15 protein-coding genes and 1 pseudogene are annotated in these 17,660 nt (G+C 63.0%); 8 read left to right on the forward strand and 8 right to left on the reverse strand.

The annotated features are described in order from the left end of the window. Positions 1 to 31: 31 nt before the first annotated feature. From VMP31_RS02575 to VMP31_RS02585, 3 genes are all read right to left on the reverse strand, one after another. Complete coding sequence (locus VMP31_RS02575; protein WP_325503754.1) at positions 32 to 826, reverse strand: thymidylate synthase; 795 nt, start codon at positions 824 to 826, stop codon at positions 32 to 34. Further along, a complete protein-coding gene (lgt, locus tag VMP31_RS02580) occupies positions 823 to 1,626 on the reverse strand; it encodes a prolipoprotein diacylglyceryl transferase (protein ID WP_325503756.1) in 804 nt (267 codons plus the stop codon). The genes VMP31_RS02575 and lgt overlap by 4 nt, the downstream gene beginning before the upstream one ends. 179 nt (positions 1,627 to 1,805) lie before the next feature. Next, positions 1,806 to 2,588, reverse strand: coding sequence for a sulfite exporter TauE/SafE family protein (locus VMP31_RS02585; RefSeq protein WP_325503758.1), 783 nt, complete (start codon positions 2,586 to 2,588; stop codon positions 1,806 to 1,808). Between the two features lie 121 nt (positions 2,589 to 2,709). On the opposite strand from VMP31_RS02585, the gene VMP31_RS02590 reads away from it, so the two are divergent. Together VMP31_RS02590 and VMP31_RS02595 are read left to right on the forward strand one after the other, a co-directional pair. After that, positions 2,710 to 3,078, forward strand: a complete 369-nt coding sequence (locus VMP31_RS02590; RefSeq protein ID WP_325503760.1) for a hypothetical protein — start codon at positions 2,710 to 2,712, stop codon at positions 3,076 to 3,078. A gap of 3 nt (positions 3,079 to 3,081) precedes the next feature. Continuing rightward, on the forward strand, positions 3,082 to 3,828 hold the full coding sequence (locus VMP31_RS02595; protein ID WP_325503762.1) for an NRDE family protein: 747 nt from the start codon (positions 3,082 to 3,084) through the stop codon (positions 3,826 to 3,828). Between the two features lie 15 nt (positions 3,829 to 3,843). On the opposite strand, the gene VMP31_RS02600 is transcribed toward VMP31_RS02595, so the two are convergent. The 3 genes from VMP31_RS02600 to VMP31_RS02610 are packed head-to-tail and all read right to left on the reverse strand — an operon-like array spanning position 3,844 to position 7,505. Further along, positions 3,844 to 4,713 (reverse strand): DUF6929 family protein, encoded by an 870-nt coding sequence (locus tag VMP31_RS02600; RefSeq protein WP_325503764.1) that lies wholly within the window; start codon positions 4,711 to 4,713, stop codon positions 3,844 to 3,846. Positions 4,714 to 4,726: 13 nt separating this feature from the next. Next, entirely contained in the window at positions 4,727 to 7,006 is a 2,280-nt protein-coding gene (gene ptsP / locus VMP31_RS02605; protein ID WP_325503766.1) for a phosphoenolpyruvate--protein phosphotransferase, read from the reverse strand. Between the two features lie 19 nt (positions 7,007 to 7,025). After that, entirely contained in the window at positions 7,026 to 7,505 is a 480-nt protein-coding gene (locus VMP31_RS02610) for an RNA pyrophosphohydrolase (protein ID WP_325503768.1), read from the reverse strand. Between the two features lie 190 nt (positions 7,506 to 7,695). Here VMP31_RS02610 and VMP31_RS02615 point away from each other — a divergent pair, with 190 nt between their 5' ends. After that, positions 7,696 to 8,349 (forward strand): HAD family hydrolase, encoded by a 654-nt coding sequence (locus VMP31_RS02615; RefSeq protein WP_325503770.1) that lies wholly within the window; start codon positions 7,696 to 7,698, stop codon positions 8,347 to 8,349. 223 nt (positions 8,350 to 8,572) lie between these two features. Here VMP31_RS02615 and VMP31_RS02620 read toward each other — a convergent pair whose 3' ends face one another. Together VMP31_RS02620 and ilvA are read right to left on the reverse strand one after the other, a co-directional pair. Further along, positions 8,573 to 9,013 (reverse strand): DUF2269 family protein, encoded by a 441-nt coding sequence (locus VMP31_RS02620; RefSeq protein ID WP_325503774.1) that lies wholly within the window; start codon positions 9,011 to 9,013, stop codon positions 8,573 to 8,575. A 160-nt stretch (positions 9,014 to 9,173) separates the two neighbouring features. Further along, positions 9,174 to 10,748, reverse strand: a complete 1,575-nt coding sequence (gene ilvA, locus VMP31_RS02625; protein ID WP_325503776.1) for a threonine ammonia-lyase, biosynthetic — start codon at positions 10,746 to 10,748, stop codon at positions 9,174 to 9,176. Positions 10,749 to 11,031: 283 nt separating this feature from the next. Here ilvA and rpiA point away from each other — a divergent pair, with 283 nt between their 5' ends. From rpiA to VMP31_RS02650, 5 genes and pseudogenes are all read left to right on the forward strand, one after another. Continuing rightward, on the forward strand, positions 11,032 to 11,703 hold the full coding sequence (gene rpiA / locus VMP31_RS02630) for a ribose-5-phosphate isomerase RpiA (RefSeq protein ID WP_325503778.1): 672 nt from the start codon (positions 11,032 to 11,034) through the stop codon (positions 11,701 to 11,703). 549 nt (positions 11,704 to 12,252) lie between these two features. Further along, positions 12,253 to 13,032, forward strand: a pseudogene (locus tag VMP31_RS23330) (diguanylate cyclase domain-containing protein); the annotation flags it as partial. 443 nt (positions 13,033 to 13,475) lie between these two features. Beyond that, positions 13,476 to 14,408 carry a cytochrome-c peroxidase gene (locus VMP31_RS02640; RefSeq protein ID WP_325504001.1) on the forward strand — a complete coding sequence of 311 codons (933 nt, stop codon included), beginning with the start codon at positions 13,476 to 13,478 and terminating at the stop codon, positions 14,406 to 14,408. Further along, positions 14,405 to 16,216 (forward strand): DAHL domain-containing protein, encoded by a 1,812-nt coding sequence (locus VMP31_RS02645; protein WP_325503782.1) that lies wholly within the window; start codon positions 14,405 to 14,407, stop codon positions 16,214 to 16,216. Before VMP31_RS02640 ends, VMP31_RS02645 begins: the two co-directional genes overlap by 4 nt. Continuing rightward, positions 16,213 to 17,619: an ATP-binding protein gene (locus VMP31_RS02650; protein WP_325503784.1), complete on the forward strand. Its 1,407-nt coding sequence runs from the start codon at positions 16,213 to 16,215 to the stop codon at positions 17,617 to 17,619. Before VMP31_RS02645 ends, VMP31_RS02650 begins: the two co-directional genes overlap by 4 nt. Positions 17,620 to 17,660: the final 41 nt, after the last annotated feature.

Genomic DNA, 17,660 nt, shown 5'->3' on the forward strand with positions numbered 1-17,660 from the left:
CCCATCTATAGTCTGTAGTCTGCCCAGAACCTCAGACCGCGACAGGCGCAGGGATATGCGGATGCGCCTGGTAACCAACCAGCTCGAAGTCCTCGAACTTGAACGCCAGCAGGTCCTTCACCTCGGGGTTGAGTTTCATCACCGGCAACGGCAGCGGCTCGCGGGAGAGCTGCAGATCGGTCTGTTCGATATGGTTGGCGTACAGGTGGCAGTCGCCGCCGGTCCAGATAAAGTCACCCGGTTGCAGGCCGCAGACCTGGGCGACCATCAGGGTCAGCAGCGCGTAGCTGGCGATATTGAAAGGCACGCCCAAAAAAATGTCGGCCGAGCGCTGATACAACTGGCAGCTCAGCTTGCCGTCGGCCACATAGAACTGAAACAGCGCGTGACACGGCGGCAGGGCCATTTGCTCGACCAGCGCCGGGTTCCAGGCGGAGACGATCAGGCGGCGCGAGTCCGGGTTCTTTTTGATCATCTCGATCAGCTTGCTGATCTGGTCGATCGACTCGCCATTGGGTGCGGGCCAGCTGCGCCATTGATAGCCGTACACCGGGCCGAGGTCGCCGTTTTCGTCGGCCCATTCGTCCCAGATGCGTACGCCATTTTCCTTCAGGTACTTGATATTGGTGTCGCCCTGGAGGAACCACAACAGCTCGTGAATGATCGATTTCAGGTGGCACTTCTTGGTGGTCACCAGCGGGAAGCCGTCGGCCAGGTTGAAGCGCATCTGATGGGCGAAGATGCTGTAGGTGCCTGTGCCGGTGCGGTCCTGTTTGAAGGTGCCGGTGTCGCGCACCAGGCGCATTAGGTCGAGGTACTGTTTCATCGGGCAACCTCCTGGGCAGCCTGGCGCTTATAGGCATAGGCGATCAGACCCAAGCCGCCGAGCACCATCGGCACACAGAGCACCTGGCCCATGGTCAACCAGCCGCCGGCCAGGTAACCGAGCTGGGCGTCCGGCACGCGGACGAATTCGACGATAAAGCGGAAGATGCCGTAGCACAGGGCAAACATGCCGGACACCGCCATGGTCGGCCTGGGCCCCCGCGAGTAGAACCAGAGGATGGTGAACAGCGCCACGCCTTCCAGGGCGAACTGATACAGCTGCGAAGGGTGCCGCGCCAGCTGCTCGGGGTCGGTGGGGAAGATCATTGCCCAGGGCACGTCGGTCGCCTTGCCCCACAGTTCGGCATTGATAAAGTTGCCGATGCGCCCGGCACCCAGGCCGATCGGCACCAGCGGGGCGATAAAGTCCATCAGCTGGAAGAAGCTCTTGTTGTTACGCAGGCCAAACCACCAGGTCGCCAGCATTACGCCGATCAGACCTCCGTGGAAGGACATGCCGCCTTCCCAGATACGCAGCATCTTTACCGGCTCGGCGATATAGGCAGCCAGGTCGTAGAACAGTACATAACCCAGGCGACCACCGAGGATCACCCCCATGGCCACCCAGAACACCAGATCGGAGAGCTTCTCCTTGTTCCAGCTCGGTTCGAAGGCGTTGACCCGGCGCGAAGCCAGCCACCAGGCACCGCCGATGCCGACCAGGTACATCAGGCCATACCAATGGATTTTCAGCGGGCCTAGGGCCAGCGCCACCGGGTCTATCTGCGGGTAAGGCAACATCACAAACTCCTTAGAACCTGTTCACGATCTCGCGAGCTAGAGCCATGCAAGGCGCTACGTTAGTAACAGCCTACGGCTGTTCAAAACGGCGAGGAAGCGCAGTGTACGAGCTGTACATGAGCATTCCGAGCCTGTTTTTAACGCAGCAGGGCCGACGCGCAGCAGATCGTGACAGGTTTCTAGATCAGAAAACTCAGGCCCACGCTAAATAGCAGCAGGGCAAACAGACGCTTGAGCAGGCGCGGCGACAGCTTGTGTGCCAGGCGCGCGCCAAAGCGGGCAAAAAACATGCTGGTAATGGCAACGCCGACCATGGCCGGCAGGTAGACAAAACCCAGGCTCCACTCCGGCAGCTCGGGCGAGTCCCAGCCCAGCCAGATAAAGGCCAGGGCACCGGCCAGGGCAATCGGCAGGCCGCAGGCCGAGGACGTAGCCACCGCCTGCTGCATCGGCACGCTGCGCCAGGTCAGGAAGGGCACGGTCAGCGAACCGCCACCGATACCGAAAATCGCCGAAGCCCAGCCAATCACTGCACCGGCCAGGGTCAGCCCCGGATTGCCTGGGACCACGCGGTTTGCCTTGGGTTTCAGCTCCAGGGCCATTTGCAGGGCGATAACGATGGCGAATACGCCGATGATCTTCTGCAGCATCTCGCCCTGGATCGCCGAGGCCGTGACCGCCCCAAGGGCCGCGCCGAGCAGGATACCCAGGGTCATCCAGACGAAGATCGGCCAGCGCACCGCGCCTTTACGCTGATGCTCCAGTACCGAATTGATCGAAGTAAAGATAATGGTCGCCAGGGATGTGCCCACGGCCAGATGGGTCAACACCGCCGGCTCGAAGCCCTGAGCGGCGAAGCTGAACACCAGCACCGGCACGATAATAATGCCGCCACCCACCCCGAACAGCCCGGCCAGCACTCCGGCAGCCGCACCCAGCAGTAAATACAGCAGCAGTTCCATCAACACCCCCGCAAACGATGCGGCATGGTAACGGATGCACAGGCCCGGACTCTACTTCGGACGATGGATGTACGCCCGGCCTTTGCGTAAAGTGCCAGAATCCACCTCGGAACAGACCGCCGTGAGCCCGATTCTGTACCTGAAGCTGAGTTGTAACCAGATGCACCTGAGCCTTCTGCCAAGTGGCCGCGAGCTACGTCTGCAGGCCGACCCGCCGTTCAGCAACCAGCGCCTGTTGGTGGCGGACTTTAGCGCGGCGCAGCAGTTGCTCCAGCGCGGACTCACGGAGCTGCTGCCCAAGCGCTTTCTGCGCCTGAGCCTACCGCCGCAGCTGCTGATTCAACCGCTGGAATACCTGGAAGGCGGCCTGTCGCAGGTCGAGGAACGCATCCTGCTTGAACTCGGCCTGGGCGGCGGCGCGCGCAAGGTGCGCCTGCATCTGGGCGCGGAACTGGACAATGCCGGCGTGCTGGCCAAGTTAAGGAGCTAATCCATGTGCCTGATCGTCCTGGCCTGGCGACCGGGCCATGCCCAGCCGCTGCTGCTGGCAGCCAACCGTGATGAGTTCTATGAACGGCCGAGCCAGCCACTGGCCGAATGGCCCGATATGCCGGGTGTGTTTGCCGGACGCGACCTGCAGGCCGGCGGCACCTGGCTGGGCATAGGCCCGGGCGGACGTTTTGCCGCCCTGACCAATATCCGCGACCCCAACCAGGCCCAGGGCCTGCATTCGCGCGGCGAACTACCGACGGCCTTTCTCGGCGGCAACCTGAACGCCGAAGCTTTTCTTCAGCAGCTGAGCGAGCAGCGCCGCCACTACAGCGGCTTCAATTTGTTGTTGGGCGATCACCACCAGCTCTGGCACTTCAACTCCCGGACGGGGCGCGCCACGGCGCTGGCGGAAGGCGTGCATGGCCTGTCGAATGCCGATCTGGATACGCCCTGGCCCAAGCTGCAACGGGCGAAAACCGCACTGCACCAGTGCCTCGACACGGCGCAGCCGCAGACCTTGCTTACCCTGCTGAGTGACCCGACCCAGGCGGCCGACGAACACCTGCCGCAAACCGGTATCGGCCTGACCGGCGAACGTCTGTTGTCCAGCGTGTTTATCGCCAGCGCGACTTACGGCACCCGTGCCAGCAGCGCCCTGATCGTCAATGCCGACGGCAGTCGCCTGCTAGCCGAACGCAGTTTCGGCCCTCATGGCCGCTATCTGGGGGAGGTTGCTCTGGAATGTTGATACCGGCACCGCCGCTCAGCTGCTGCGTGCGAGCTCGCTGAGTTCATCAAGGGTAAACAGCGGCGAGGCAATCGTCGGATCATCTGCATCGGCGACCAACAATGGCCGACCATCAGCCTGAAAGGCCAGCCCCTCGATCTTGACCACAGGCGTCAGGCGACTCAGCTCGACAATGCTCAGCTGCGCATCCAGCCGCCCAAGCACGCTGCCGACACAGGCACCGTCCAGGTAGCTGGAGTCGGTGGCTTCCGCTGTCGCGGTGAAATACAGCGCGCCACCGGGTGCCACACTGAGATCGGTCAGGCTCAACGGCACGCCATCCAGCTCCGGCAATGACAACGGCACAATCCGCTGCAGCGCGGCACCGCTCAGCTGCCCATCCTGCAGGTCACGTAGCACCTGGGCCAAGTCGAGCAGCACCAGAGCATTTTCCCGGCCTCGACCATTGCCGCGCTGCGCCAGCAGCAACTGCCCGTGATAAACCACGCCGCCTTCAATATTCAGGTCCTGAAAGTGCTCGGCGAGCGCCCGATACAAGGGGCCGAGATCGATAACGCACACACTCCCAGACTCAATCAGACAACCGCGACAACGCCGCTTGGTCGAACCCGAGCCCAGGGCCAGCAGGCTGCCTTCAGGCAATAACAGCAACGCCTCGAAGTCCGGCTTGAGGCGCTTGCGTTGTTTTGGGTCGCTGGGTAACTCGCCCGGTAGCAGGATCTGCTCGGCCTGCCAGTCGCCACTCAGGTTGTAGCGCTGCAGCACCAGCGCATCGTCGGCCAACACCCATAGGCTCTGGCCCTGACACACCAGAGCACTGGCCGCCGACAGACGCAAAGTGGCGAGTTGACGCAATGCCAGGACATTAACCACGGGGTTCAGCACAAGCTCCGCACCCTCACGTCTGGATATCCGACGCGGGATTGATCATGCGGCCCAGGCCGAGGTTGCGCAGGGCCAGTTGCAGGGTGCTGTGGATCACCTGAGGGCTGTCGATGGTCAGCACCTGGGCAAGCAATTCCTTGGCTTTGCCCAGGCTGATCTGGCGCAGCAGCCACTTCACCTTGGGCAGGTTGGTGGCGTTCATCGACAGGCCATCGAAGCCCATGGCCATCAGCAGCACGGCGGCAGCCGGATCGCCGGCCATTTCACCGCAGATGCTCACCGGCTTGCCTTCGGCATGGGCCCCTTCGACCACTTTGCACAGGGCCTGCAACACCGCCGGATGAAGGAAATCGTAGAGGTCGGCGACCCGCGGATTGTTGCGGTCCACCGCCAGCAGATACTGGGTCAGGTCATTCGAGCCGACCGAGAGGAAGTCCACCTGGCGCGCCAGTTCGCGGGTCTGGTAGACCGCGGCGGGGATCTCGATCATCACGCCGATCGGCGGCAAGGGTACATCGGTGCCTTCATCGCGCACCTCGCCCCAGGCGCGGTGAATCAGGTGCAGGGCCTCTTCCAGCTCCTGGGTACCGGAGATCATCGGCAGCAGGATGCGCAGGTTGTCCAGCCCCTCGCTGGCCTTGAGCATGGCGCGTGTCTGCACCAGGAAGATTTCCGGGTGGTCGAGGGTGACGCGAATACCGCGCCAGCCGAGGAAGGGGTTTTCTTCCTTGATCGGGAAGTAGCTCAGGGCCTTGTCGCCACCAATATCCAGGCTGCGCATGGTCACCGGCAGCGGGTGGAAGGCCGCCAGTTGCTCACGGTAGATGGCCAGCTGTTCCTTTTCGCTGGGGAAGCGCTCCTTGATCATAAAGGGCACTTCGGTGCGGTACAGACCGACGCCCTCGGCGCCACGCTCCTGAGCGCGCTTCACATCGGCGAGCAGGCCGGTGTTGACCCACAGCGGCATACGGTGGCCGTCCAGGGTCTCGCACGGCAGGCCGCGCAGAGCCGTCAGGCCCTGGGTCAGCTGGCGCTCCTCCTCGACCACCTCGGCATACTGCTTGCGCAGCATTTCACTGGGGTTGGTAAAGACTTCGCCGTGATAGCCGTCGACGATCAGCTGGATGCCGTCGATCTTCGAATAGGGCAGGTCGACCGCCCCCATGACCGTGGGAATACCCATGGCGCGGGCGAAAATCGCCACGTGGGAGTTGCCCGAACCCTGCACCGAGACCAGGCCGACCAGCTTGCCTTCCGGCACCTCGCCGAGCATGGCCGGCGACAGTTCTTCGCTAACCAGGATGCAGTTGTCCGGATACACCAGGGTTTGCTGACGAGCCTGCTGCAGATAGGCAAGCAGGCGCCGGCCGAGATCCTTGACGTCGCTGGCGCGCTCGCGCAGGTAGGCGTCATCCATCAGTTCGAAGCGATTGACGTGCTCGGTCACCACCTGGCGCAAGGCACCCTGGGCCCACTGACCGGTGCGGATGATCTTGACCACCTCGTTACCCAGGGCGGCGTCTTCCAGCATCATCAAGTACACGTCAAACAGCGCGCGTTCTTCTGGGCGCAACTGAGTGGCCATCTTCGCCGAAAGCGCGCGCATATCCGAACGAACGCCTTCCAAGGCGGTGTTGAACAGCAGCAACTCTGCGGCAATGTCGTCGACTGCCTTGTCCGGCACCACGTCCAGATCGGCTGGCGGCAACACCACCACCGCCGTGCCCACGGCTGCGCCGGGCGAGCCTGGCACGCCGACGAACTTGGCTTCCTGAATGCCCTTGCCCTGTTTGCCCAGGCCGCGGATAGAGCCTGTGGCCTCTGCGTGGGCTATAACCCCGGCGAGCTGCGCGCTCATGGTGACAAGGAAGGCCTCTTCGCCCTCGTCGAACCTGCGCTGCTCCTTTTGCTGGATCACCAACACGCCCATCACCTTACGGTGGTGGATAATCGGCGACCCTAGGAAGGAGGCGTAGCGTTCCTCGCCGGTTTCGGCGAAGTAGCGGTAGCGTGGGTGTTCGGAGGCGTGTTCGAGGTTGAGCGGCTCCTCGCGGGTGCCGACCAGGCCAACCAGGCCCTCGTTCAGGGCCATGCTGACCTTGCCGATGGCCTTCTTGTTCAGGCCCTCGGTGGCCATCAGGACGAAGCGGTTGGTTTCCGGATCAAGCAGATACACCGAGCAGACCTGGCTGCCCATGGCCTCGCGCACCCGCTGCACGATAATCCCCAGCGCCGCCTTGAGGTCCTTGGCGGCGTTGACTTCCTGGACGATCTTGCGCAGCGTATTGAGCATGGCTCGGCTCTAATCAGTGTCAGTCCCGCGCCAAGAGGCGCGGAGCGAGTTCCTTAAGGGCGCGACGGTAGACTTCGCGCTTGAATGTGACGACCTGGCCCAACGGGTACCAGTAACTGACCCAACGCCAACCATCGAACTCCGGCTTGCCAGTCAGATCCATGCGCACCCGCTGCTCATCCGAGGTCAGGCGCAGCAGGAACCACTTCTGTTTCTGGCCGATACACAACGGTTGGCTATGGGTGCGCACCAGGCGCTGAGGCAGACGATAACGCAACCAGCCCCGGGTGCAGGCGAGAATTTTCACATCCTGCTGCTCAAGGCCCACTTCTTCGTTCAATTCGCGATAAAGCGCTTCTTCCGGCGACTCATGGTCATTGATCCCGCCTTGCGGGAACTGCCAGGCGTCCTGGTTTATCCGACGCGCCCAAAGCACCTGGCCAACATCATTGGTCAGAATGATGCCGACGTTGGGGCGAAAACCATCAGGATCGATCACGGCGCACAACCTCGTAAACGCATGTTCCGGCATTGTTCCACAAAGGTCGCGGCAGCGGCAACGCGAGCGGGTGCCAGGCGTAAACCTGCCCTGCCCAGGCACTGCAACCTTAGCGCGTTGCGGTTATTGGGAATGGCGAATAAAAGCCGGTATTCTGCCGTCCTTCGACCTTTGCTCCGGTAGGTGCCCCGTGCGTTTGGCTTTATTCGATCTCGACAATACCCTGCTCGGCGGCGACAGCGACCACGCCTGGGGCGATTACCTGTGCGAGCGCGGCATCCTCGACGGCATCGCCTACAAGGCGCGCAACGACGCTTTCTACCAGGACTACCTGGCGGGCCAGCTGAATATCACCGATTACCTGAATTTCAGCCTGGAGATTCTCGGCCGCAGCGAGATGACCCAGCTGGACCAGTGGCACCGCGAGTTTATGCGCGACTGCGTCGAGCCGATCATCCTGGCCAAGGGCGAGGCCCTGCTGGCCGAACACCGCGCCGCCGGTGACAAGCTGCTGATCATCACCGCCACCAACCGCTTCGTCACCGCGCCGATTGCCGCGCGCCTGGGCGTCGACACCCTGCTGGCCACCGAATGCGAAATGCAGGACGGCCGCTACACCGGGCGCACCACCGACGTGCCGTGCTTCAAGGAAGGCAAGGTCACCCGGCTTAACCGCTGGCTAGCGGAAAACGGCATGAACCTGGAAGGCAGCTGCTTCTACAGCGACTCGATGAATGACCTGCCCCTGCTGGAGCAGGTCACCCGCCCGGTAGCAGTCGACCCCGACCCGAACCTGCGCGCCGAGGCCGAAAAGCGCGGCTGGCCGGTGATCTCGCTGCGCTAAGAACCACCACAACGAAAAACGCCGCCTGATCAGGCGGCGTTTTTATTTGGCGATGCTGCCGCCTTGTATTGCATAAGACGTTCGGGGGAGCCCCAATACTGGGTAGGGTGCGCCGCGCACCAGCTCAAACTACGGGTTCCCGGTGCGCACGGTGCACCCTACGGCATCAGGCCAGCCCGTATGAACGCAACAGGGCCCGGGGGCCGAGCCTTTAACCTGTCGCTTAAGCCGGCTTGGCCCCCATCAACCCCATGATCACCAGCAACAGCAGCACAATCAGCCCGGCATAGACCGCGCAGAAGCGCAGCAGGCTCGCCGGCGCAGGGCTGCCAGCCAACGCTTGCCAGGCGGCCAGACGGCCATTGAGCAGCAGGCCGATCAACACCAGCACGCCGAACAGCACGCTACTGGCGAGCAGCCAGGTCTGCCCCAGCGGGAAGCCCGCCAGGTCGACCAGCCACCAGCCGCTAACCGGCAGGCTCAGGGCCAGCAGGCCGAGCACCGGCAGGCTGATCAGGCGGGTGCGTTTGAGCTTGCGCTGCAGCACTGCGGCATCGCTGCCGCGCGCCGCCTTCCACAGCATAAAGATATGGGCCAGCACGCCCAGCAGCACCAGAATGCCCGGTGCGCTGTGGGCGATTTTCAGCAATTGGTAATGTTCCATCGGTGCAGCTCCTGCCGTTCAAGATCTGTTCAAGGTCTCGCGAGCTAGAGTCCTGCAAGGCAAAAACAGGCGAGGAAGCGGAGTGTACTGTTGTACATGAGCATTCCGAGCCGGTTTTTAACGCCGCAGGGCCGACGCGCAGCAGACATTGAACAGGTTTTTAGCCCAAAAAGAGTTTGTAGGCCGGATTGTCGCTCTCATCCCAGTAGGGATAGCCGATGGCCTCCAGCGCAGCCGGCAGCAGATGGCGCTCGTCGCTGGGCACTTGCAGGCCAGCAACCACACGACCATCGGCAGCGCCGTGGTTGCGGTAGTGGAACATCGAGATGTTCCAGCGGCCACCGAGTTTTTGTAAGAAATTAAACAGTGCGCCCGGCCGCTCGGGGAATTCGAAGCGCAGTACCACTTCATCCGGCACCGCCGCGGCATGCCCGCCCACCATATGGCGGATATGCAACTTGGCCAGTTCGTTGTCGGTCAGGTCCTGCACCGGGAAACCCTGACTACGCAGGCTTTCCACCAGCGCGGCGCGCGGGTCGGTTTCCGGGTGGGTCTGCACACCGACGAAGATGTGCGCCTCACGATCGGTGTGATAGCGGTAGTTGAATTCGGTGATCTGGCGTTTGCCTATGGCCTCGCAGAAGGCCTTGAAGCTGCCCGGCTGCTCGGGGATGGTCACGGCGATGATCGCCTCGCGTTTCTCGCCCAGCTCGGCGCGCTCGGCGACATGGCGCAGGCGGTCGAAGTTGACGTTGGCACCCGAGTCGATACCCACCAGCACCTGGCCGCTGCAACCTTCGCGCTCCACGTACTTCTTGATCCCGGCCACGCTAAGCGCGCCAGCCGGCTCGGTAATCGAGCGGGTGTCGTCGTAGATGTCCTTGATCGCCGCGCAGATCTCGTCGGTGCTGACGGTGATCACCTCATCGACATAGTCCTTGCACACCTCGAAGGTGTGCTGGCCGATCTGCGCCACCGCCACGCCGTCGGCGAACAAGCCGACCTGGCTTAGCACCACCCGCTCGCCAGCGGCCATGGCGGCCTGCAGGCAGTTGGAGTCATCCGGCTCAACGCCGATCACCCGAATGTCCGGACGCAGGTATTTCACATAGGCCGCGATACCGGCAATCAGGCCGCCGCCGCCCACCGGCACGAAGATCGCATCGAGCTGGCCAGGGTGCTGACGGAGGATTTCCATGGCCACCGTGCCTTGGCCGGCGATGGTGTGCGGATCGTCGTAGGGGTGGATATAGATGTAGCCCTTCTCATCCACCAGTTTCAGCGAATAGGCCAGCGCCTCGGGGAAGCTGTCGCCGTGCAGCACCACCTTGCCGCCACGGGAGCGCACGCCCTGGACCTTGATCTCCGGAGTGGTCTTGGGCATCACGATGGTGGCCTTGACCCCCAGCACCTTGGCCGCCAGGGCCAGGCCCTGGGCATGGTTGCCGGCCGAGGCAGTGACCACGCCGCGGGCCTGCTCTTCGGCCGAGAGCTGCGCCAGCTTGTTGTAGGCCCCGCGAATCTTGAACGAGTACACCGGCTGCAGGTCTTCGCGCTTGAGCAGAATCTGGTTGCCCAGACGCTCGGAAAGCTGGTTGGCGGCTTGCAGCGGGGTTTCCACCGCCACGTCATAGACGCGCGAGGTGAGGATCTTCTTGACGTACTGTTCGAGCATGGCGAGATCGCAGGCAGCTTTTCGGGGAGTCCGCGAGTCTACCCCAGGGCTGCGCCGCACGACCACATGATCTGCGGGGGCTCATGACAGCGCAATTGTAGGGTGTGACATGGCGAAGCCTTGTCCACCGCTGCCAACCTGATGGCGGACAAGCCTTCGGCATGTCCGCCCTACGGGGATTGCGCGCCGCGCACAGTGGCCGGCGACGAACGCAAGAGGCCCGCATTGCATCGTTCCCCGCACCCGCAGGCCTTGCCCAGCAAACACCGATGACGGATAAGGTTTTGCCGCGTTCCCGCGCTATAATTCGCGCCTTTCCCCACTCCCACGCCAGGCCTCCATGATGAACCAGGATCAACTCAAGCAAGCCGTTGCCCAGGCTGCCGTCGACTTTATTCTTCCCAAACTCGACGCCAAGAGTGTGATCGGGGTCGGCACCGGCTCCACCGCCAACTGCTTTATCGACGCCCTGGCCAAGCACAAGATGGAGTTCGATGGAGCCGTGGCCAGCTCCGAAGCCACCGCTGCACGGCTCAAGGGCCACGGCATTGCGGTGTACGAGCTGAACAACGTCAGCGACCTGGAGTTCTATGTCGACGGTGCCGACGAGAGCGATGAGCACCTCAACCTGATCAAGGGCGGCGGCGCGGCCCTGACCCGCGAGAAAATCGTCGCGGCGGTGGCCCAGACCTTTATCTGCATCGCCGACGCCAGCAAGCTGGTGCCGGTACTGGGGAATTTTCCGCTGCCGGTTGAGGTAATCCCCATGGCCCGCAGCCATGTCGCCCGCCAACTGGTACGCCTGGGCGGCGATCCGGTGTACCGCGAAGGCGTGTTGACCGATAACGGCAACGTGATTCTCGATGTGCACAACCTGTCGATCGTCAATCCACGCGAGCTGGAAGCACAGATCAATGCCATAGTCGGCGTAGTCACCAACGGCCTGTTCGCCGCGCGTCCGGCCGACCTGCTGCTGCTCGGCACCGCCACCGGGGTGCAACGCCTCACGCGCTAAAGCGCGGCCGGCACCCGGCCGTTCCCTGAACCAACAAAACCGCCGCGCTGACGCCATGCCAGCGCCTTGCGGCCTGTCCGTAAATACGGATGCGGTGGAATTACCGGCTCGATGCCTGGCCCAACCGGGGCGGGCAGCAGCGAATCCATGCCCCCCCTGATTGAAACCAGGCCGCCAGCCCAGAGCCGCCGCGCGCCTGCACATTCGAACAAAACACCTACACTGGCTGAGAGCTGCACAGCGGAGCCTGGGCCGTGAAGGAACGGGGCGGATCGCTGGGACGCAAAGGCAACGACATCGACCTGGCCGCGACCTCCTGCGTCGCACGGCCCCTCCCCGGAGGCTCCAGCAATGATCAGGCCACCCTATGCCGGCAACCGGCGCATTCTGATCGACGACACCCCGGCTATTCACCAGGATTTTCGCAAGACTCTCGACCCCGGCCAGGACGGCCAAGCCCTGCTGGCCGACACCGAGGCGGCGCTGTTCGGCGACGCCCCGCTTGCCGGTCCCAGCTTTGAGCTCGACTCCGCCTATCTGGGCCAGGAAGCGCTGACCGTAAAGTGGCAGATGACGCAAGACGCGGCCATGAAGATGAGCGCCCTGGAGCAGGCGGTCGAGGAAAGAACCAAGGAGCTGTCCGACGCCAACATCATCGTCCGCAACAGCTCGACGATCCTCTACTGCCTGCGCGGCGAGCCCTCATTTCCGCTGATGTATATCTCGCACAACATCACTAAGTTCGACCACGATGCCGCCCAACTGCTGGCGTCGCCGAACTGGGCGCAAGAACTCGTCCATCCCGACGATCAGGAGATGTTCGACACGGCAATGGCGCGGGTACTGGAGAAAAGCGCACAGGGCGCTTCGATCGAGTTCCGCCTGCTGACCGGCGCTGAAGCTTACCGCTGGGTCGAGAACCGCTACATCCCGGTGCGCAACAAAGAGGGGCGGTTAATCGAGATCGAAGGGATCGTTCTCGACATCACCGAGCGCAAGCTGGCGGAGGAGAAAATCGCCCTGCTCGCCCGTACCGACAGCCTCACCGGCTTGGCTGACCGGGCGACCTTTATCGAGCGCCTGCGGCAAGTCTTCGCCGCGGCCGAGCGCGGAGCGCCCTCGTTCGCGATCTTTTACCTGGATCTCGACCACTTCAAGGAGGTCAACGATAGCCTCGGCCACCCGGTGGGCGACCTGCTCCTGCAAAAAGTCGCCAGACGCATCGGCAGCTGTACCCGCGAGAGCGATCTGGTCGCCCGCCTGGGCGGCGATGAATTCGCCATAGCACAGACCAACATGGGCGAGCCGGCGAACGCGGGCGTGCTGGCCCAGACCAAATGGACACGCAACGACGTGCTGCCCCAGCTTCGTGAGCGTGGAGTGAAGATCGCTCAGTCTTTTATCAACTCGGCCACCGACGCAACGACGCTCCGCGCCATCATCGCCGAAGGCGTGGAAACCCGCGAGCAGCGCGCCCCGCTGATCTCGGCCGGCTCCACCACCGAGGCCCAGGGTTTCTATTTCAGCATGGCGATGGACAACCGGCGCGCCGGCGAACTGCTGCGCCGCGGCCACATCACACCGCAGGCACCGAATGACGAAGCCGGCTTGGCCTACGCCAGCTTCCTTGAGCCACCGCAGGATCGCTCATGAGCCGCGCGCCCAACAGCGCCCCGCGTGGGGCCGAGGATGGAGCGCACAGCAACGCTGCGTTGCTCAGGCCCGTCGGGCCAAAACGCCGGCAACTGCCGCTGCTCGCCTTGCTGGGCACCATGGCCGGGCCGTTCGCGGCGGCCGCTCTACTCGCCGGCACGCCACTCGACGAACCTATCCGGCCGATTCCCCAGGTTGAGGCACAGGATCCTGCCCGAGTCGAACTGGGTCGCCGGCTGTTTCATGATGTGCGCCTATCCGCCAACAACAGCCGCTCTTGCGCCAGCTGCCACCAACTGCAGAGCGGCGGCGCCGACCGGCTGGCCTTTTCGCTGGGCCTTAGCGGCCAGCCGACGGCCGTCAACGCGCCTACCGTGCTCAATGCCGCGCTCAACTTCAGGCAGTTCTGGGATGGTCGGGCGGACTCGCTGGAGGCGCAGATCGACGCCGTCGTGCAAAACCCCCTCGAAATGGGCTCGAAGTGGCCGGATGTGATACGCAAAGTGGCTCAAGATGCCAGCTACCGCACGGCTTTTGCGGCAGCCTATCCTGAGGGCATCACCCAGACCAGTATCCAGAACGCGATCGCGACCTTCGAGCATACCCTGCTCACGCCCAACTCGCGCTTCGACCAATATTTGCAGGGCGACGCCGAGGCGATCACCGCGGAGGAGCAAGCCGGCTATGTGAAGTTCAAACAATACGGCTGCATCGCCTGCCACCAGGGGGTGAACATCGGCGGCAATATGTTCCAGAAATTTGGCGTGATGGGCGACTACTTCGCCACGCGCGGCAACCCGACCGAGGCCGATCTGGGCCGCTATCTGGTCACCCAAGAGGAAGACGACAAACACGTATTCAAGGTGCCCAGCCTGCGCAACGTCGCCCTCACCGCGCCCTACTTCCACGACGCCACGGCCAAGACCCTCGAAGAAGCGGTCGATGTCATGTTCAGGTACCAGCTCGGGCGTAGCGCCTCGCAGGAAGACAAGCACGCCATCATTCAATTCCTCAACACCCTGACCGGCGAATTGGAGGGCAAAGCGCAATGAACCTGCCCCGACAACTAAGCTGGCCCGCCATGCTCGGGTTAACCCTGGTCTTCGCCGCAGCTCTGCTCTTCCTCTATATCAAGACCCAGGCCTACGACCCGGCCAATTACTTCGAGAAGGTCGCCCTGCTCCGGCAGAACAAACAGCTGGACGCGCAGTGGGAACTGGACGTGCTGAAGTCGAAAATCGGCCTTAATCAAAGCTACGACCAGCTGGTGAACCCGTTGAGCAATCTGCACAAGCTGCACGCGCAAGTGGCCACCCTCGGCACCCCGCAGACGCGCGACGACGCCAGGGCCTGGAACGATGGACGCGCGGCGTACCAGCAAGCCATCGAGGAGAAAACCCGGCTAATCGAGCATTTCAAGTCGCATAGCGCGGTGCTGCGCAACTCGCTGGCGTTTCTGCCCACGGCGGCGGACGACATCCACCGCTTGATCGAACAGACCCAGGGCAGTGAACGCCGCGCGCTAACCTCAGTGGAGGGGGCGGTGAACACACTGCTGCTGGCCAGCATGAGGTACAACCAAACGACCGCCGCCGACTTGGCGGCTGACATCGCCGCCGGGCTGGAGCGTCTGCCCAGGGAAAGCGGGCAGCCGGCGAACGCCCTCGACACTGCCCTGGACATCTTCAGGGCGCATGTGCGCACCCTCTTGCGCGAGCAAAGCGTGGTCAACGGGCTGCTGAACAGCATCGCCGCCGTGCCGGTGGCCGCGCGGATCGACGACCTCAACGAGGTGCTCAGTCGGGAACAGCTCCTGGCCGCTGCGCAGGCCCAACGATATCGCCAGTACCTGCTGACCTTCTCGGCGGTGCTGGCGGGCTTGCTGCTGTACGTGGCCAACCGCCTGGTGCGCAGCTACGCGGTGATCCACCGGGTCAACAAGGCGCTCCAGGGCGCCAACGAAAGCCTGGAACAGCGGGTGCAAGAGCGCACCCGCGAACTGCGCGAGGCGCAAAGCGAACTGGTGAGCACCGCGCGCCAGGCCGGCATGGCCGAAATCGCCAGTAACGTACTGCACAACGTCGGCAACGTGCTCAATAGCGTGAACGTCTCGGCCGATATGGTCAGCCGCCAGGTGCGCGGCTCCAAGGCCCAAGGCCTGGCCAAGGCGGTGCAACTGATCAATGAGCACAGCGGCGATCTGGGCAACTTTATGACCCACGACGAGAAGGGCAAGCTGCTGCCAGGCTACCTGAACCAACTGGTGGCGGTGCTCGCGAGCGAACAACAAGGCATAGTCGAAGAGCTCGCACAGCTGACCAAGAGCATTGACCACATCAAGGAAATAGTCGCCATCCAGCAGTCTTATGCGGGCGCGGCCAGCATGGTCGAGCCCGTGCAGATAACCGACTTGCTCGAGGACGCCCTGTGCATGCACGCTGGAGCGCTGGTGCGACATCAGGTGCAGGTGGTGAAGGCGTATGCCGAGGTTCCCGTGCTGTTGCTGGATAAGCACCGGCTGTTACTGATCCTGATCAACCTGATCAGTAATGCCAAGTATGCGATGTCGGGCCTGGATGACCATTCCCAAACCATGACCCTGAGCGTGGAGATGCTACCCGACAGCACCCTGCGCATCTGCGTGAAGGATGAGGGCGAAGGCATTGCGCCAGAGAACCTGACTATGATCTTTGCCCACGGTTTCACCACCCGTAAAGAGGGCCATGGCTTTGGCCTGCACAGTTGTGCGGTGGCGGCGCTGGAGATGGGGGGGCGCTTGACGGCCCACAGCGACGGACCGGGCAAGGGCGCGCTCTTCACCCTCGAGCTACCCTTTAGAACAGCAGGGGATAACCTATGAATAGGCTGCCCAACCGGCGCATTTTGCTGATCGACGACACGCCCTCGATTCATGAGGATTTCCGCAAGATCCTGCTGCTCGATACCCGGGCAGAGGCCGAACTGGATGCGATCGAAGCGGCCCTGTTCGACCATGAGGTCAAAATCAGCGCAGCCCCCTTCGAACTCGACTCGGCCTATCGGGGCCAGGAGGGTCTGGCCATGGTCTGTGAGTCGATTGCGCACAACCGCCCCTACGCCATGGCGTTCGTCGACATGCGCATGCCGCTGGGCTGGGACGGCGTCGAGACCATCGAACAACTCTGGCAAGAAGACCCGCGCCTGCAGATAGTGATCTGCACCGCTTACGCCGACTACTCCTGGGAAGAGGTGCTGGACCGCCTCGACAGCCGCGACCGCCTGCTGATTCTGAAGAAGCCCTTCGACAATATAGAGGTCTGCCAACTGGCCAATACGCTGACGGCCAAGTGGGAGATGACCCAGCAGCTGGCCGTGCAGATGAGCGAGCTCGAGGAGAAGGTGCAGGAGCGCACGGTTGAGATCAAGCAGGCCAGCGAAGCGCTGCAAGTGGAAATCGTCGAACGCAAGCAACTGCAAAGCCAGCTGCTGCAAGCCGAGAAACTGGCCTCCATCGGCCAACTAGCGGCGGGCGTCGCCCATGAGATCAATAATCCGCTCGGCTATATCTCCTCCAACTTCGGCACGCTCGAGGGTTATTACGCCGGCTTGTTGGAGATGCTCACGGCCTACGAGGCCGTGGAACAGACCGTGGGCACAACGGAGGTCGCGGCCAAGCTGCAACGCTTGCGTGAGCGCGTGGAAATCGACTTCCTAAAGGAAGACATACCGCAACTGATGCGCGAGTCCAAGCAAGGCATCGCCCGGGTCCAGCAGATAGTCGCGGACCTGAAGGATTTCTCGCGGGTCGACTCGAGCCAGGAGTGGCAGTTGGCCAACCCGGAGCGGGGCATCGACTCGACCCTCAACATCGTCGCCAGCGAACTCAAGTACAAGGCCGAGGTAATCAAGGAATACGGCGGCATTGCCCAGATCGAATGCCTGCCGGCTCAACTCAACCAGGTGGTCTTGAACCTGCTGGTCAACGCCGCCCAGGCGATGGGAGCCGCTCGCGGCACTATCCACATACGCACCGGCACGCTGGATCAGCGGGTCTGGATAGAGGTGGCGGATACCGGGCAGGGCATCGCCCCGGACACCCTGCCGCGGATCTTCGACCCCTTCTTCACCACCAAACCCATAGGCCAGGGCACGGGGCTCGGCTTGTCGCTCGCCTACGGCATCGTGCAAAAGCATAACGGCACGCTCACGGCGCACAGCGAAGTGGGCGTGGGCACCACCTTCCGTATGGAACTGCCGCTCCGCCAACCCGCACACCAGGAATGACCGTCGGCGCACCGCGGGCAGCGCAGGCCGTGCGCCCGGTC

Origin of the sequence: Pseudomonas sp., from assembly GCF_035512415.1 — a bacterium.
In the GTDB taxonomy this organism is placed as follows: domain Bacteria; phylum Pseudomonadota; class Gammaproteobacteria; order Pseudomonadales; family Pseudomonadaceae; genus Aquipseudomonas.

Bases quoted from the DNA above. Each gene is read 5' to 3' on its own strand.
- VMP31_RS02575 (WP_325503754.1), bottom strand. From the start codon at position 826: ATGAAACAGTACCTCGACCTAATGCGCCTGGTGCGCGACACCGGCACC.
- lgt (WP_325503756.1), bottom strand. From the start codon at position 1,626: ATGTTGCCTTACCCGCAGATAGACCCGGTGGCGCTGGCCCTAGGCCCG.
- VMP31_RS02585 (WP_325503758.1), bottom strand. From the start codon at position 2,588: ATGGAACTGCTGCTGTATTTACTGCTGGGTGCGGCTGCCGGAGTGCTG.
- VMP31_RS02595 (WP_325503762.1), top strand. From the start codon at position 3,082: ATGTGCCTGATCGTCCTGGCCTGGCGACCGGGCCATGCCCAGCCGCTG.
- ptsP (WP_325503766.1), bottom strand. From the start codon at position 7,006: ATGCTCAATACGCTGCGCAAGATCGTCCAGGAAGTCAACGCCGCCAAG.
- VMP31_RS02620 (WP_325503774.1), bottom strand. From the start codon at position 9,013: ATGGAACATTACCAATTGCTGAAAATCGCCCACAGCGCACCGGGCATT.
- rpiA (WP_325503778.1), top strand. From the start codon at position 11,032: ATGAACCAGGATCAACTCAAGCAAGCCGTTGCCCAGGCTGCCGTCGAC.
- VMP31_RS02640 (WP_325504001.1), top strand. From the start codon at position 13,476: ATGGCCGGGCCGTTCGCGGCGGCCGCTCTACTCGCCGGCACGCCACTC.
- VMP31_RS02645 (WP_325503782.1), top strand. From the start codon at position 14,405: ATGAACCTGCCCCGACAACTAAGCTGGCCCGCCATGCTCGGGTTAACC.
- VMP31_RS02650 (WP_325503784.1), top strand. From the start codon at position 16,213: ATGAATAGGCTGCCCAACCGGCGCATTTTGCTGATCGACGACACGCCC.